Source organism: Paenibacillus sp. MER TA 81-3 (assembly GCF_023713585.1).
In the GTDB taxonomy this organism is placed as follows: Bacteria; Bacillota; Bacilli; order Paenibacillales; family Paenibacillaceae; genus Paenibacillus_B; species Paenibacillus_B profundus.
In genome coordinates this window covers 181,037-198,554 of the sequence record NZ_JAMAWB010000005.1, presented here as the reverse complement: position 1 = coordinate 198,554, position 17,518 = coordinate 181,037, and the positions used below count along the sequence as shown (strand labels likewise).

The following is a 17,518-nucleotide window of genomic DNA, read 5'->3' as shown; positions in this document are numbered from 1 at the left end:
CATGCGCAGCATCGCCGAATCCATCGGCGCCACCACCGTCTACATCGCATTGCCAGTCACAAAGGGAACCTTCATCCAATCTTCTTTTCGACGCGGTTGAACGACAATCAACGTTTCCTCTGCTGCTTGCCGCTGCTGTAAATCCATAAGAACCGTTTCCAGCTCATCCTGACGAATGTACAGCCCTTGCCAGCTGACGCCGTGTCCTTGTGCCGCAAGCGCAGCAATATGGATTGTTGCATCCGTGGAACCACAATCGACAACGGTAAAGTGCAAACGACGCCCTTTCAGCCATGCATACCAACTATACGCCCGCATCAACCATTCCATATGGCGTTCATCATTTTCAGTCACGATAACGACATGCATCCATGGAGCCGGTGCGGCACCACGCAGCAGCTTCTGCCATTTATGCGCCAGATGAACGGCCGCTACCGCCAACCCGTAGCACCCAACAATCCATAATAGCATTGCGATCATGCGGCCACCTCCTTACTACCAAGTGTATGCCGCAAGGGGTGTCAGGGTGACGGACATGCGTCGCCTTTTATAGAGGTCGTTCAAAAAGTCCCCTTTTGATCACGAAGTGCATCAGGACGCAGATTCGACATCGAATCTTGCACTCACCCTCGAAATCCGGTGCTTATGTAGATTTGTCTACATTCCGCTCCTCCTTCTTCGGGTTTATGCAACCTTCTCGGTGCTGAAAAGTTAACTTTTTGAACATGCATTTTAATTTAGAATATGTTACAGCGTAACCCAACCATTCTTAATAGAGTTAATAACCGCCTGCGTCCGGTCATCAACCTCCATTTTCTGCAAGATGCTGCTGACGTGGTTTTTCACCGTTTTCTCACTGATGAACAAATATTCGCCAATCATCTTATTGCTCTTGCCCTCCGCCATTAAACGGAGCACCTCGGCCTCCCGTCTCGTCAACGGGTTATCTTCCGCGGCAATAAATTTCACGCCCGAATCCCGGCCGGATTGGTTATTTACGATTCCACTGCCATCCAGCAACGTCATGCGTCGCAGCTGTTGAATCAGCTTGCCCGTAACCTTAGGATGTATGTAAGCATACCCGCCAACGACTGATCGTATCGCATTAATGAGCGATTCCGCCTCCATATCCTTCAGCAGGTAACCTGAAGCCCCTTTGCGCAGCGTCTCGAATACATAGCTCTCATCATCATGTATGGATAGGATGATTACCTTCACGTCAGGGAAAATATCACGAAGTCGCTCGGTAGTCACCACCCCGTTCTCCACCGGCATGTTAATATCCATTAACACGACATCCGGTATCTCCTGATTGCAAAATTCGACGACTTGAATGCCGTCACCGCATTCCCCGATAACTTCCAAATCCTCTTCCATATTTAAAATTCGTTTCAGTCCTTCACGAAAAAGCTGGTGATCGTCAGCAAGGAGTACTTTAATCTGTGATCTTCCCATATTACGATTCTCCATAGGTTTACTCCTCTCTCTTCTCCACATTCGTCGGAATTTGAATCACGATTCGAGTCCCGCGGTTCTCAGCTGAATGAATGTCCATATGACCTTCGAGCAATTCCACGCGTTCTTTCATGCCTAGCACTCCGAAGTGCATATGCTCTTTTGATTTCGTCTCCAGGGCTTCCACCTTGAATCCAAATCCATTATCTCGAATGACAAGTCGAACCTCGTTCTCGTCATAGGTCAATTCGCACGTCACATGAGATGGATGCCCATGCTTCGCTGCATTCGTGAACGCCTCCTGCACTAGTCGGTAAATGGCAGCTTCCATTTCCGATTTCAGACGCCGTTCCAGTCCTCTAATTTCGAAAGACGTCTTAATTCTGTGCTTCTCTTCGTAATCATGAATGAATTTGCGCAGTGTCGGCACGAGCCCCAAATCATCCAAAGCCATCGGACGCAAGTTGAAAATAACTTTGCGTATTTCCTCCAGACCGAAACGAACCTGAGATTTCAAATCTACTATTTCGTTCTTCACCAGTTCAAAATCCTGCTTCAACAGCATTCTTTCTACAATTTCCGTCCTAAGCACTAGATGGGCCAGAGACTGGGCTGGTCCGTCGTGAATTTCTCTCGCGATGCGCTTCCGCTCTTCTTCTTGGGCCAAAATGATCTTCAAACCGAGCAGCTGCCGATTCTTGGCCGATTCTAAAATACGAGTGACCTGACTCAAATCTCCCGACAAGTATTCGAGGGCGACACTCATCTGAGATCCGATCGTTTCCGCCCGTTCAATTGAACCTTCAACGGATCGCATACGCTTTTGCAGATCATCTCTCCGTGTTTTGAGATAGCCCTCTTTCTCCCGATAAATCATAAGTTCTAACTGCAGCTGGGTCGCCTTCTCATAAGCCTGCTTAATATCGTCTTCCGTATAGCGTACGAAGTCACGGCTGACATCAGTCAAACGCAAACGAGCCAGACGATAGTTTCGTTCCAGCTCGTCCACTTTATCACATATTTCCGCCGTCTGGTCCATCACCTCTTGAAGCTCATTACACATGTTAATGGCTTCATGGCGTGACGAGTCCAAAATCTCATATATTTGATACTTGCTATCTTCCATTACTTTCACTGCATTTTTAATTACGCGGTCAATCACATCGACTTGATTCTCCACTTACATTCCGTCTCCTTGTCGTAAAGGATGAAAGGATATTCACCCTTTATCATAACACATCAACGTATGGTAATGGACTTCGTTTTTTGTTCCCATTTTACAGTTAGGCCTAATTGTTCCGATACGAGCCGCAGCGGGACTAAAGTTCGATTATTGCGGACAACAGGTGCGACATCTGACGTAAGTCGTTTGCCATTCTGATTAAAAGTTTTCTGATTGACATTCATTTCTAGAAAGCGGTCCCCGCGCAGGATGGTGACCCTTTGGGAGGCTCCGTCCCATTTCGTTTCTCCACCGAACGCATCCAGGATGACGCGGACCGGCACGTATGTCGAGCTATTTAGGACCATAGGAGCAACGTCAAGACTCTTCGTCTCGCCGTTAATCTTCGCCGACTTGCTGTTCACCGTCAGATCCATCGCTGCATTGCTTAGTATCGAAGACGACCCAGCCGGCAGCTGCGCTCTCAAGTTGTCAATCGCGATCATCCCTTGCGGAGCGCGCTCATCCTGCCCATCGGCGAAATTCACGAGATAGAGACGCTTCAGCTTCGCCGGGTAAGCAATGTTCTCGGAAGAAAGGTTGACCTCTAGCGTCTTCCAGCCTTCCCAGTTGATTGATTCCTGCACATTGACATAATGAATTTTCTTGTTCGCATCATGGATTTCCATCCGCAGATTGTTAAAGCTCTTATCGCCGTACACGTCGAGCTTCATGCCGCTCGTACCGCTCGGCAGTTCGATTCCTGTAGAGCCGTTCAATTCCGCATAGGCAAACTTGTTGCCCGTGCCTGACGTCATGTCATACGTGAGCTTTAACGCTTTGTCATTCGCTGAGCGATCGCCGATGCTTCCTTCAACAGCAACCTTTCCAGTCGTCGTCCCACTCGGCAATCCAGAGAAAGAGACTGGATAGTTAACGGCATTAAAGTCTTCAAACAGCTTCTCTGCCCCAACCGTCAGCGGAATCATCGTGCGCAACCCATCATAGCTTGCTATGGCATACCCAATCTTCGTGCCTTCCGGCACTGAATCGACGTGAAGGCTGCCCTCTTGCACCGTACCTTTGAAGCCGCTCATTTCCCATTTCACGGACGAGGCTGGCAACGTGTAATTCCGGCCGTCCTGCAGCGTGATCTTCACAGGAAGCTTAATATTGGAGCCTTCGCTCAATGGAGCAGAAGACGTTGCGATGCGCATTTCAGCGATTTGATCGGCGCCGATTATCTCGACTTCCTCGGTCGCTTTCGCTCCGCCGGATGCTGCCACGACTTGTGTTTTTCCCGATTTATTGGCTACGAACGCATCTCCGTCCCACTTCAGCTTATTATCAGACGCGCTCCACTTGATATCCACGCCAGTAAAATCAACTACCGGGTTGTAGTATTCATCGTAGCCCTTCATGCTGAACGTAGCACGTTGCCCGATAAACAACGTTTTCTCTCCGCGCAGCGTCATGCCCTTCACTTGACCTTTAGGGGCCGTCGTATAGACGCCCAGGCCGTTCACGACGGAGCGGATGTTGTTGCCGCCTTCCTTCGTTTCGTGCGTAAGCTTCGTTTCAGTCTCTCCGAGCGGTCGGTCGGCCATCGTCGTGGAGCCGCCGCCATCCAGATTCACCGCTTTCCATGCGCCCGCTTGCATGAGTGCCTGCTGGAACTCCTTCAGTGTGAGCCCTGAGCTGACGCTGTTGGATTCCGCAGTAACAATATAGGCGTAGCGCCCGTCTTTCGAATAGCCTACCGCCGTTCTCGCCGTCACCGAACTGCCGCTAATCCCGCTCGTATCCCGAGTAAAGGCCGATGCCTTCCCATTCTCCACAAGCAGCGTATGACCGCTTATCATCATCTGGAAGGATGACGGATCGACAGCCTGTCCCGAAGACTGGGAAACAAGACGATAGTTGGACTGAACAGGTGCTCCTACCTGCATATGTTGCCGGATGAACTCCGCTGCCTTTCCATGAGCGCGTAAAATGTACCCATCCTCCGGCACGTCTATCGGAAGCGGCGCCATCTCGGATATTTGCTCTATGACTCCATCGCGGACCAATACCTCCGTAGGTGTCGATGTGGTGTCATTCGGCCGCTTTGTCCCTTTCCAAGCGCTTGTATAAATATACATCGCATTCGTATGGCTATGGACTTTGCCAGGCTCTTTGTCATACTTCATCTTGTTGATGCCAGAGAGTGGAAAGGTCTCGCCGTCGGAAGCAGTGATATTCCCCTCGAAGCGATATTGCCCGATGCTAGGCTTGCCATCCTTCGATACAGCAAACGCGTACATTCCTTGCAGCTCCGCCGGGCTTGTAATAAGGACCCCATTGGAAATGGAGCCTCCCATCGGAACGCGGTCCGAGCCCATCATCCAATAGTCCCCGTTCACCCCTGCGACAGCTCCGGTATCTTTCGTCATTTTCGTCACGGGCTGGCTTGTCGCCGTTTTCCCATTCTGGCCCGTCATAACATCCAGCTTCAAATATTGATTTTTCAAATCCGCTTCAATGACATTGATCAACGTTTTGTATGTCTTGCTGCCGCGCTTGGTCGCATATTGATATTTTACGAGTCTCGCGCCTGAAGTAATAATTTCTTCGCTCAGCTTCTGCAATTGATTGATAGATGCGTTGCTTACTGTCCCACTTGATGCATCTGCATAAACATAAGTTCCCCAACCCGCAATCGGTTGAATCAGCAGCGCTCCCGACAGCACTACGACTGCCGCTTTCGTTCCCCAACGACCCTTAGGCATCCGTATGGCGGATGCAGGTGACTTCATCATATCCAACTCTCCCATTTCCCAGCTAATAGATGATGACTGATATGTATCGATTCCCCATTTATTCAACTCTTCTAATATATAGACTATTAAAATCGACAAAAAGTTGCGGTTTTGTTACCAATTCGTATATTTCCCGGGTCATAGAATGACAAAAAGCCCCATCCTTGTGTCAGATAGACAACGGATAGGGCTGAAATTAATAGTAAGAGAAATCTACTATATTGCTAAAAAATATTAGAACTCTAAAGTTATATAGTCAATTGTGCTTAAAAGACGTCTCAGCAGAACAGCCGCTTGCGCTCTCGTTGCCGATCCTTTGGGTTGGAACTTATCTTTCGATACACCTTGGATAAGACCAGCCTGTACGGCTTGAGCTACAGTCGGGGCGCCTAGGCTCGTAATTTGCTTGCTATCCTTGAACATGCTCAGCACGGTTGTCGAGGAGTTCGGCAGACGGTGACCGGCAGCTTGGGCAGCGCGCACCATCATGAGCGTAATCTGTTCGCGAGTGATGCTATCGTCCGGCTTGAAGGTGCCATCTGGGAATCCGGTTATAATTCCGGCCTTCACAGCCGCTCCAACGTATGTTCCATCCAATGTCGAGCTGTTGATGTCCCGGAATCTCTTTGCCGACTCTTCACTCGGCTCCAATCCAAGTGCTCTTGAAATGGATACTGCAAATTCTTGACGTGTAATCGGCTTGTTTGGCTCGAACTTGGTGCTTCCTCGGCCATCCATAATCATTTTGGCGGTGAGCGCCGTCATATCGGCTTGTGCCCAATGCCCCGGAATATCAATATACACCTTGTTCCCAATCGCAAACACAGCCAGCATGCTCTGCTTCGCACGCACCTCAGCGACAGTGACTACACCGGAACGGGTTAGCTTCGTGGGTACATAGGACAATTGATTATCCTTTGCCTGATATTCCACAATGGCTGTTCTTCCCGCCGTCACAGAATCCGACGTTCTCATTTTAATAACTGCATCCATCTTCACTTCGGTCATACCGTTTAACTGGTTGCCGCCAGTATAACCGAATATCGTAAAGCGATGTCCTTGCACAAGGGCTGTCGATTGGGTACGGCCCAACGTATTTTGAATATTGGTCCCCTGCGACTGGGCAGGCTCTATTTCAATTAATAGCGATGAATTAGCAAGAGAGCCTTTAATGTTCTGCACCACTTGAATGATGCTGTCCCTGCTAATATTGATGCCGTACAAGGTATTCCCGTACTTGATTGCGAACATCACCGGATCTTTACTAATATAAGCCGAGTCGAACGCGCTCAACGGAACCGCCACGCGAGCTGCAGACTCGCTTGAAGGCACTTCGTACATCAACTGCTTATCGGTACCAGATGAGCTCGACAGGAACTGAAACGCCGTCTTCAGCTTGTTCTGGTCCAGTGTGTAGCGATTGACCACTTGACCGCTGCTCGTTCTATCCGAAGACTTCTGCGCCACGTCGTCTAATAACACGATCATGGAATCGATAAATGAAGTGTCCGTTGCCACTTTGACGAAGTTGGCGCCTGCCAACTCTTCCAGGCCGACTGAGACATTCATATTGCTGAACGTTTTAATTTCAACGCCCGATGTCGATTTTATCGGCTTAGAACTCGTATTGTAGGACACAGTCAGCGCGTCTGTCTGCGCTGGTGGATTCAAGAGCTCAATCGTAACCTTAGTGTCTTTTACCGTCACCTGTTTGACGGACAGCAGTTGATTCCCTGCTCGGATATAGAACTGATTGTAAGAGGACGCCTGCATGCTCTCCAGCTTCTTATTAAACGTTAGCACGACAGAAGGTGAGCTCCATGTTGCCGACTGCACCACAGGCGTTTCACTGTCGGTGACGTTGCCAGCCTCAGCAAGGTTCACATTGGACGCCAAGTTGCCGTTCAAGTCGCGCAGCGCTGGGTATCCTCTTACATAGGACACGGTAACCGTATCACTCGTAGCCACGGCAGATTGCAATGTCAACTCTACCCGGTTAGCTTTAATTTCCACCTTTGTTACATATCTAGGCTTATCGTTAACGAGAACTGAAAAATGGTTGTTCAGCGGAACGCTGTTCTTATCCAACGCTTTATTGTATATCAAGGTTAGCTTGTTGCTGATGACATTCGTTTCCGTCAACTCCGGCGGCTTCGTATCGTACGAGTTGCGTACGAATTCGCCTTCAAACGCTCCGATCTTGCTTCCGTTTCTATCCTCTAGCGGGTAGCTGCCCGGAGTGTAGCTTATTTTGACCACTTCACCATTTGATACCGTTCGGTTCATGGTCAGGTACAACACGTTTCCGCTGTTTGATATTTTATCGATACCGACCGAAGAGCCATCATACGTAACGGTAAATTGGCTGCCTGCATAAGAAGATACGTCTTTCAAATTATCAGTGAAGTAAATATACATTTTATCGCTATAGATCGATGCTTCACGGATTTTGGACAGGGACGAATCCACTTTATTTTCCACTACACGACTGCCGAACGAAGGCGCCGCATTGCCATACGTGTCGCGTACCATACGGAATCGTGCGGCATAACTGATTTTGACGTCCTGACCGACAGCGACCCCGCTTACGAGCGAAACGTATACGCTATTGCCCGATACTGAGGCGCTATTCACTTTCCGCTCCCCGTTGTTAACCGTAACCGTAAATTCACTAGACGATGGATTAACACTCGAATCCAGCGACTTGTTATAACGAATCTCAATCAGCGTGTTGCTATACATCTTGACACTTTCAACCGCCGGTGCAGTGCGGTCGGTGGCCGATGTTGAGAACGTCCAGTTAGACGCGCCTGCAAACTCATTGCCGGATGAATCTTTAACGGCCCCTCTGGCAATGTTGACCGTATAAACCATATTGTCCTGCAGTCTGGAAGCCGGTGTAATTCTCAGCTCACTACCGGAAGTAGAAACATTGATTTTTTCACTCGTCGTTTGATTTTGACGGCGAAGCTCCACACCCGTACCTGAATAGGCAATCGGTTTGTTGAACGTGGCAGTCAGTGTCTTCGACGTAGATACCCCAGTACTGCCTGTGTACGGATCGTAATATGAGATCGTCGGTGCTGATGTGTCTATGGTTTGAGCGCGGAATGTCCACGTATCTTCCTTCATCAAGTTGCCGGCTTGATCGCGGAATGCTCCCTCCGGCACGATAACGGTATACGTTCGATTCTGTTCAAAGGTGAGCGTACTAACAGACTTGATTACTGCCGTGCCCCCACCTACAATGGCTGAGGTTACCGGAATACGCACATCCGGTTTGCCGTCTGACTTAACAAGAATGTCCCCTTTCCCTTGAAAGACAGGCTTATTAAATGTCATTTCTATCTTAGATTGCAACGGCGATACTGCATTTCGCTCAGGCACCCGGCTCTGAATAACAGGTGGTGTCGTATCCGCTCCGCGCTCCGTTTCGAAGTACCAACGGTCTGCCGACGTGAATCCTTCTACCGGAGTTCCTTCGGCATCTTTAAAAGATTCCGGATCAACCGTCACATAATAAGCAGTACCGGCTTCAAGAGACTCGTTCAACTGATAGCTGGCAACTAGACCTGTTGAATCAAGCGTAAAATTCTTTGCCGGAATTGGGGTTAACGCACTGTTATTACTATAACGAATAATACGAATGCTCCCCGTCCCAGCTTGTACCGGTTGCTTAAATGATATTTCCAGCTTTGGATTAACCGAAGCAACTCCCTGTTGGGGTAATACCCGTTCAATGCCAGGTTGCGGCTTTACGGTAAATGACCACTTCATGCCATTATAAAATTCGTTCGTGCCCTCACTGATGAAAAGCAGAGGATCTACCGATACTTCATAAGTGGCGCCTAGCTGCAAGGGCTGTAAGCCCTCTAATTGGTAGGTCTGCAAGTCGGTGGACACCACCTTGCCAATGCCGTTTCCTCCATCTTTATTGAATATTTGCTTGTTGCCCGTTCCTTGCTGCGTTACAGTCACATTTCCATTTACTATCTTTACATTTTGGTTAAATGTAAAACTGACAGCAGGGTTTGCCGAAACACCAGACTGTCCATTTGTCGGTGTCGTCGCGATAATTGCTAGTGCTGTATCATTTGCAGAAGTACTTGCTTCCGCAATGACTGGCCCCCATCCGAACGCTCCCAGGGTGAGAACGATTGCGAGCAGGGCGGAAAGCCATTTTTTCATGAAGAATGCTCCTTTCCTTCCGATAAGACAATTCTACTCTATTTGTCGGCAAGAAGGGGCCGTTTTTTTAGAAGAGATAGTTTAATCGGATAAAAACAAAATAGACCTTTCCTCGCATACTACGAGAAAAGGTCCATCATTACGCTTTATTTTACTCCAGCTTGCTCACGCAGCGAATCTGCTTTATCCGTACGTTCCCAAGGCAAATCGAGATCGTTGCGGCCGAAATGTCCGTATGCTGCCGTCTGCTTGTATATCGGACGACGCAGGTCGAGCATTTTAATGATTCCTGTTGGACGCAGGTCGAAGTTATTTTGAATGAGTTCCACTAATTTGTCTTGGTCTACCTTCCCTGTACCATACGTATCTACGCTGATGGATACCGGGTTTGCTACGCCTATAGCATAGGCCAATTGAATTTCGCATTTGTCGGCCAAGCCGGCAGCTACGATATTCTTCGCCACATAACGCGCTGCATAAGCTGCAGAACGGTCTACCTTCGTCGGATCCTTACCGGAGAATGCGCCGCCGCCATGACGTGCATAACCGCCATAGGTATCTACGATGATTTTACGGCCTGTCAGACCGGCATCGCCTTGCGGTCCGCCGATAACGAAGCGTCCTGTCGGGTTGATGAAATACTTCGTTTTGTCATCCAACCATTCGCTTGGAACGACCGGAGCAATGACATGCTCTCTAATATCTTGTTGAATCTGTTCAAGCAAAGTATCTTCGGCATGTTGAGTAGATACTACAATTGTATCGACACGAACCGGTTTACCATCCATATATTCGATCGTCACTTGCGTTTTACCATCCGGACGGAGATAAGGCAATGTGCCGTCTTTACGCATTTCCGACAAGCGACGTGCAATACGATGAGACAGAGCAATCGGAAGCGGCATCAGTTCAGGTGTTTCATTTGTCGCAAAGCCGAACATTAAACCTTGGTCACCCGCACCAATGTTTTCTGTCTCTTGCTTCATATCTTCTGTGCGCGTTTCAATGGCTGCGTTAACCCCTTGCGCAATATCAGGAGACTGTTCGTTAAGCGAGGTCAACACCGCACAGGTGTTATAGTCAAATCCATACTTCGCGCGCGTATACCCAATATCTTTAATGGTATTGCGAACGATAGACGGAATATCAACATAATCCGCTTTCGTGCTAATTTCTCCGATAACCAGAACCAAGCCTGTAGCTACGGATACTTCACACGCGACCCGAGCATACGGGTCATTGGCCAAAAAGGCGTCCAACACCGCGTCCGAAATTTGGTCGCATATTTTATCCGGGTGTCCTTCTGTAACGGACTCGGATGTGAACAAGTGGCGTCCTTTCAATGACATAGGACTCGACCTCCTAACCTTTAATATGGCTCTCCCGCGAGCAGCCTAAACAAAAAAGTAACCTTTTCCATCATGGAAAAGGTTGTATACCAGCCTTCGAAAAATCATATTACTGTATTTGTCCGGTCCTGTCAATGAATGAAATGAAAGTTGGACTTCCTATTTTTTCTGTAAAGCCTGCATAACCAAGCGTTTCGTAATTTCACCGCCAACGGAACCGGCATCACGTGACGTCAGATGCCCCCAATCATCATTGTTGGTCGTCTGTTGCACTGGTATACTACCCAACTCCCCCGCGAATTCGGTATTCATGCCGATGTGCACACCATGCTGAGCGACCGGCAAGCCTAACTCGGCCGCAATTTCATATTTAAGACGGTATAAGGCATCTTTGCTCGCTGGAACTAACGTTTTTTTACTCACGATAAAGCTCCTCCTTCAGGTTTGCATTCTTTAGGTATAGTGTGCCGCCGTCAGCCGGAACGACCCGAAGGAAATGTTGTGCCCCTTGCCAAAAACCCCCTCGCAGTGAGGGGGTTCGCGAAAGCCGCCAGACAGTTAGTCTGCAGTACGGGCGTTTCTGATGTTATAGGCGCTGCCGTAGCTGGCAATCTTAACTTTCTCGCCTTTGAAAGAATCGTAGATGGAGACTTGATAACCCCCATTTTGGATTCGTTCAAAGAGCGCATCGGAGAAGCTTGTCGTATAGCTCAAGTTTTTCCCGACTTTCAATCCGCCATCTTTATCAATTTCTAACTCTCTTTCGAATCTGCGGTTGCTTGCATCCGTAATTTCCAGCACGACTTTATGTTCATATTCGCCCATATCATACTGCATATCCTTTTTCAACTCATAGTTGAAGTCAATTTTCAGGGCAGAATTGTTGATCGTTGCATAGAAATCGTTAATCGTTAACGAATACGGGAAGAAGTCCAAATTATCGAAGTACCGTTTGAGCGATAGTTGACCGATTTCCAAGTTCATCGCTACCGCGTTAACGTAACCGTCCGACTCTTCCTTTGGTGCCGTCAGCTTGTTCTCTTTAATGCCTTCACCTAATACGAGCTGCATATCTTTCGTATTGACAGAGCTTGGCAACTTAGCCCATGCTGTCACAACGTTCTTGCCTTCTGGACTGGTCGGCCGGTCGATCTGCGCGATAGTGGCTTTATAATAGCGCCCGTCGGATGTTCGATAGTAACCGACCATTTGTGACAACGTCGCTTGCATCCCTTCTCGACTATTCATCTCAAGATCCGTATAAACAATTTGTTCGGAATTCCCAGCATATACCTTCGACTTTCGAGCCATAATCTCTGCCTTACGGCCTTCCGTTTCAAGATTGAAATAAGAACCATATTCGATTACTGGAACATCTGGCAAACTTCCGATGTTCGTGAATTGAATAAGTTGCGCGCTGTCGGATTCCCCAATTTTCTCAAGCAGAGCAATTTGAATTTGCGTGAAATCCAGGTTCGAAGGAAGCTTCGTAACAACGTACACATTTACATGTTCTTTTGGACCGATGATAAGCGCACCATTGGAAGTCACGACTTGCGTTTTACCACCAGATTCTGCAGCATCAATTTTAAATACACCTTCAAGTGCAGGCAACTGGATTGATTTCGACTCTTTATTTCTAATTGTCATTTTGGCCGAAACGATATTTCCATCTGTCCAAGGCAAACGTTGGAGCGAATCAATCGTAATCCCTAAGTTTCCTTTGCTATGTTGAACGTTATACTCGCTGCCTGTTTTATTTTGCATGGACTGCAGAACAGGAACATTGTAAATACCTTCCGGATATTTAAAAGCATTTGGAACTGTATCTTTCGCGTCTTTTTCTCTCGTATCCCCAGGCCGATTCATATGCAATTTTAATTGATCCGTACCGATATCTGTGGAGATTGATGCATTCAACGTAATTGGCCGTTTCTCCATCGGCTTCAACGTCAAGCTTTCTAACGATTTTGTTGGAATCGGAGTTGAAAAGCCTTTCGGGCCATGGAGCTCAAATTCATATTTTGGCACGGTTACTGGTTTGTTGGATAAGTTCTCGAACATAAATGTCAATGTAATGTCGTTCTGGAAATAGCTTTGGTTTACCCAACCCGTCGTTATTTTCGTGCTCACTTTTGCATCATTCATCGTAATGACTTTGTCTTTGTTAGCAGGTACACCTGAGTTTCCGTCACTCGCTTTCGGAAGCGCAAATGTGCCCACCGCCAAATTCACTTTTCCTGTTTCATTCTCTTTCGCCGGAGCTTGTTCCTGAAGCACTTGAAGTTCAAGCTTGTCAACATTTACACTTTTCGGAATGGTCGTCATAAAGTTCAATGTTTTCTTCTCTCCAGGTTGAAGCTTATAGTCTTTGCTGCTTCCATCTGGAACTAAAATATAGCTGCTGCCGTTAGTCGTCTTCACCGCATATTTGTAAGCAGGGTTCTCCAGCATTTTAACACCGGCATTCAGGACATTGACAGCTACGTTAACATAGTGATATTCATCAGAAGGAAAAACATTAACCCGATCAACGCTAGTCTTAATCGGAACATCATTCATCCGTACCGTGCGAGTTCCTCCAGAAACGGTTGAAGTTGTTATACCGGTTGGAATTTGGAACGATCCTATACGATTTTCAAAATTAGATTGGCTAAAATCCCATTTAATGATGTCATAATTCAAATCGTGAACCGTTAAATGTTTAGCCACTTTTGCATAGTATGTAACACTTAGCTGTGATTGAGCCGGAATGACCTTCTTATCTTTGTCGGCATCTGTCAAATTGCTGGAGTAAACAGTGCCGCTCTTCGTGCGTACCTTTGTCCAATAATCAATAAGGGGAATACTCCGAGCTTCATTGTTCGTGTACGTCAACGTATAAGACAAGATATTGCTTTCATCCTGTCGATACATGTTGACATCGGTTAATTTTACGGAACTTTTGCCCGTAAGTTTGATTGAACTCAACTTGTCCAAAGTTTTCACGACTGGTGTCTTCGTTGTTGTCTTCGTTTGAGTCTGCTTGTCGGAGGCCTTTGGAGCTGCCTGAACTTCTGGAGCTACGACTGTGAATGTGCCTAAGGCTAAAGACAGCGAAAGTACGGCCGCTATCGTTTTTTTCTTATTCAATCTGCTTCCTCCTATATCGAAAGTTTCTTCTATGTATTATAACGCTAGGGGGAAGCCGAAAGTTTCGCTTTTCGCGCGATTTGCTGGGTTACATTGTTGTAAGCTTTGTATAAAAAAAGAAAGCCCCGAAGGGCTTTCTTTAAGATATTACTTCTTCTCAGTGAATTGAGCTGTTGTAGTGAAACCTTTCATTGCCACTTGAGGAGCACTTGTAGGGACATTAGCGTCAACAATGTATTTATTTACATTGTTATCTTCGTCTCTCATCTTAACATTGACAAAGTCGTCCTTAGTCAGGCTAATAAGTTTACCAGGCTCATTCTTCATAGTGAATTCAATCACCAAGAGTTTGCTGTCTGAGTTAGAAACACTCACTTTAGTTACTCTGTCAACAGCTTTTAGTCCTTCATTAACTTCTACAGTGAAGATGCCTTCAGCAGGCTTATCAACTTTAACATCTCCAGTCACGCGAATGGTTGCTTGATAAGTTGCAGTAGTTGCTGTAGGAGTAACAGACAGTGAACTCAAAACTGCTTCTGGTCTTACATTGTTAAGATCAGTAAGAGGTGTTTCTCCTGCTTGAACACGAACATTCAGAATGTCAGCAGTAGTTACGCTATCTCTAACCCATAATTTTCCGCCAGAAAGGCTAGTAGGTAACGTTTGATCTCCGTTGAATTTCAGAGTAAGAACTGTACCATCATTGCTTTGTTCATGCTCTGAAGGTGTATAGGAAGAACCAAGTGCTGTAACATAGAAATCATCTACATTTACATAGTTGAGTTTTCCAGCAAATTCAACCTTAATTTCATTACGAGAAACTACTTTTGCGTTCTTTACGGAGATGCTATTTGCAAATTCTTTGTTCAACTTACCGCTATATGTCAACGTATACGAATCACCATTTTTAATGTAATCGCCGTTGGCATTTTTCACTTGGCTTACGGACAAAGCAAAGTCTTTCGTCGTATCCGCAATTTCTGCTGCAGTAAGAAGTTTGTCAGCCTTAGAAGTGATGCGAACTGTGTCGCCACTTACCATATTGATTTCATGATCAGTGATGGATTTGTTGTTGAAGAGATATTTCTCTTTAACCAACACGCTTCCGTCGCCATCAGTTCTCATGTTGTCCTTGAATTGAACGTAAAGGTTTTGTTCGCCGTTACCTTGAGTGAACCAAGAACGAACGATTCCCGTTTTAGAAGTTTGCTTAGCTGTAAATGTTTGCGACCATGGTGCAATTGTGTTTTGCAATGCAGCCGTATCACGAACGCCAACTACTTCCAAGATGTAGTCTGTTTGGTTGGACAATTTACTATTCAAGTTAATTGTCACTTTGTTATCTTTTTCGTCGTAGGATGGCTTCATAATTGGATGTCCATCAGCGTCTACACCGTTGGAGTTTTTCAAGACTTTGCCGTCTCTATCTTTCAACGTATAGTTTACTGTATTAGTTGCAGAGTCTTTATCCAATTTTTTGTTGAACTCAAGCACCAATTTATGGTTGTTCAACGCACCAACTTCTTTAACTTCCAACTTCAAGATTTCTGGACGCGTAGTATCCAATGTAGGGTTAACTTTGATTTCGCGGTCAGCTTTATTGCCGCTGTAATCAGTTACACCTTTAACATAGACAGTGTTGTCTCCGTTGTACATTTGGTTGCTGAAGGTAACTTTCACTTTGTTATCCTTGTAAGTGATTTTACCTGTGTTGCCGGATACGTTGTGATAAAGTTTCTCGATCGATTTAACTGTTTCGTTAAATTCAATCTCGAGTTCTTTCAAATCGTTAGTCTTTGCAGACACGATTTCAGGAGCGGAAGTATCTTCTGCTACTGTGAATTCTTTGTCAGTAGGAATGCTCTTCAGACCAGAGAAGTCTGTAATGTTGCTGACGCTCAATTTGTGGTCGCCAACGGACAAATCTTTGTTCACGATTACTACATTTGGATACATGTAGTCAACGCTGCCCGCTACCATGTTGCCATCAACTTTGTAGTTGCTGGATGCAACTGCGTCACCACGTTTTACCGGCTCGGAGAAAACAACTTTGAATGCTTTCGTACCCAAACCAACAACTTCTTTAACTTCTGGTGTTTTTACATCAACTGGAGTGAATTTTTTCGTTTCGCTGAACGTTTTAGAACCGTCTTCGTTACGAACGTTTTTCACTTTCAGTTCTGTTTCTTTTTGGTTCTTCATGTCAGAACCGTTTTCTTCGAGCAAGATTGTAACGGAACGCTTGTCGGAAGACAATGTTACGCTGTCAATCTTCATATCTTTCACTTCGTAGTTGTTTTTGTTTTCAGCTGTCTTTTGCTCAAGAGAACCGTCAAATGTAACAACTACTTCTTTCACGTTATCAGCTGTAACGGACTCGATTTTTTGAGCCGATGTTACAACGCGAGTAACTTTGTGAGTGTACTCTTTGTTTTTGTGAGTGAATTTCACTTCAGTTTCTTTGTTGGATTCAAGAGCTTTTTCCAAAGTTACTTTAACAACTTCTTTGTCGCTCATTGTGAATTCAACAGTTTTGCTGTCGATTACTTTGTAGGACTCAACTTTTGGTCCTTTCAAAGCTTCGTCAGCTGCAAAAGATGCTTCTACCAATTGAGTGCGAGTTGCGTTCGCTTTAGGGTTTGCATCCTTGGAGATCAAACCAGCGTCAACAGCTGCTTGGAAATATTCTTTTGCCCATGCAGAAGCATTGTTTTGAGCGTCTTTAGGAAGTTCCAATTTCAACGCTTCAACCAATACTTTTGCTACTTCTTCAACAGTGATTTTACCGTTAAAGTCGAACAATTTCTTTTCCAGGTCTTTACCTTGCATCAGGTTTTCAGCAGTAACTGCTTCGATGTAAGGAGCTGCCCAGTTGGAAGCACCGTAGTTCTTATCTTTGTAAGAGTACACGCCGTGTACTTCTTTCAGATCGAGCAATTTAACGATGACTTTAGCGAACTCGCCACGAGTCATTTCTTTGTCAAGACCAGCAGTTCCATCTGGATAGCCGTTAAATACACCTTGTTGTTTCAATGCGTCGAATTTTTCTTGTGTCGTCTTAGCTGCGTCAGCACCGAATGCTACGTTAGCGAACATGGAGAACGCCATAGCAACGGAAAGCAGCAGGGCCAATCTTTTCTTCATAACCTTTTTTTCTCCTCCTCTAAATTGCTTCGTTTGTTGAGAATATTGCGTAGAAGTTTGATAGCTCATTTCCCTCATTCGCCGATTCACCCCCTTCCCAGAGTAAGAGCGAAATGTATTCAAAAAAGAAGTCTGTAACACAAGGACATGCCACAGAAACTAGTAATCAAAATAAGAACAGATGAGAATAAATAGAAATACTCATACCACTCTAGACATTATACAATGACAAACGCCCAGCGTAAAGCATATTTTTGTGAAATACAGGGAACAATATAGAATTTAACCAC

General features: G+C 46.1%; 9 protein-coding genes. All 9 read right to left on the bottom strand.

Annotation, left to right across the window (positions count from 1 at the left end; genetic code table 11):
• Nucleotides 1-39: 39 nt before the first annotated feature.
• Entirely contained in the window at nucleotides 40-480 is a 441-nt protein-coding gene (locus tag M3650_RS08865) for a glycosyltransferase (protein ID WP_251573875.1), read from the bottom strand.
• A 267-nt stretch (nucleotides 481-747) separates the two neighbouring features.
• Nucleotides 748-1,470: a response regulator gene (locus tag M3650_RS08860; protein WP_019424702.1), complete on the bottom strand. Its 723-nt coding sequence runs from the start codon at nucleotides 1,468-1,470 to the stop codon at nucleotides 748-750.
• Between the two features lie 4 nt (nucleotides 1,471-1,474).
• Nucleotides 1,475-2,635 carry a sensor histidine kinase gene (locus M3650_RS08855; RefSeq protein WP_251573872.1) on the bottom strand — a complete coding sequence of 387 codons (1,161 nt, stop codon included), beginning with the start codon at nucleotides 2,633-2,635 and terminating at the stop codon, nucleotides 1,475-1,477.
• Nucleotides 2,636-2,694: 59 nt separating this feature from the next.
• Nucleotides 2,695-5,415 (bottom strand): stalk domain-containing protein, encoded by a 2,721-nt coding sequence (locus M3650_RS08850; RefSeq protein WP_251573870.1) that lies wholly within the window; start codon nucleotides 5,413-5,415, stop codon nucleotides 2,695-2,697.
• A 234-nt stretch (nucleotides 5,416-5,649) separates the two neighbouring features.
• Entirely contained in the window at nucleotides 5,650-9,603 is a 3,954-nt protein-coding gene (locus M3650_RS08845) for an Ig-like domain-containing protein (RefSeq protein WP_251573868.1), read from the bottom strand.
• Between the two features lie 146 nt (nucleotides 9,604-9,749).
• On the bottom strand, nucleotides 9,750-10,952 hold the full coding sequence (gene metK, locus M3650_RS08840; protein WP_251573866.1) for a methionine adenosyltransferase: 1,203 nt from the start codon (nucleotides 10,950-10,952) through the stop codon (nucleotides 9,750-9,752).
• Between the two features lie 159 nt (nucleotides 10,953-11,111).
• A complete protein-coding gene (locus M3650_RS08835) occupies nucleotides 11,112-11,375 on the bottom strand; it encodes an alpha/beta-type small acid-soluble spore protein (protein WP_251573864.1) in 264 nt (87 codons plus the stop codon).
• 135 nt (nucleotides 11,376-11,510) lie between these two features.
• Complete coding sequence (locus M3650_RS08830) at nucleotides 11,511-14,084, bottom strand: hypothetical protein (RefSeq protein WP_251573862.1); 2,574 nt, start codon at nucleotides 14,082-14,084, stop codon at nucleotides 11,511-11,513.
• Nucleotides 14,085-14,231: 147 nt separating this feature from the next.
• Nucleotides 14,232-17,306: an Ig-like domain-containing domain gene (locus M3650_RS08825; protein ID WP_251573860.1), complete on the bottom strand. Its 3,075-nt coding sequence runs from the start codon at nucleotides 17,304-17,306 to the stop codon at nucleotides 14,232-14,234.
• Nucleotides 17,307-17,518: the final 212 nt, after the last annotated feature.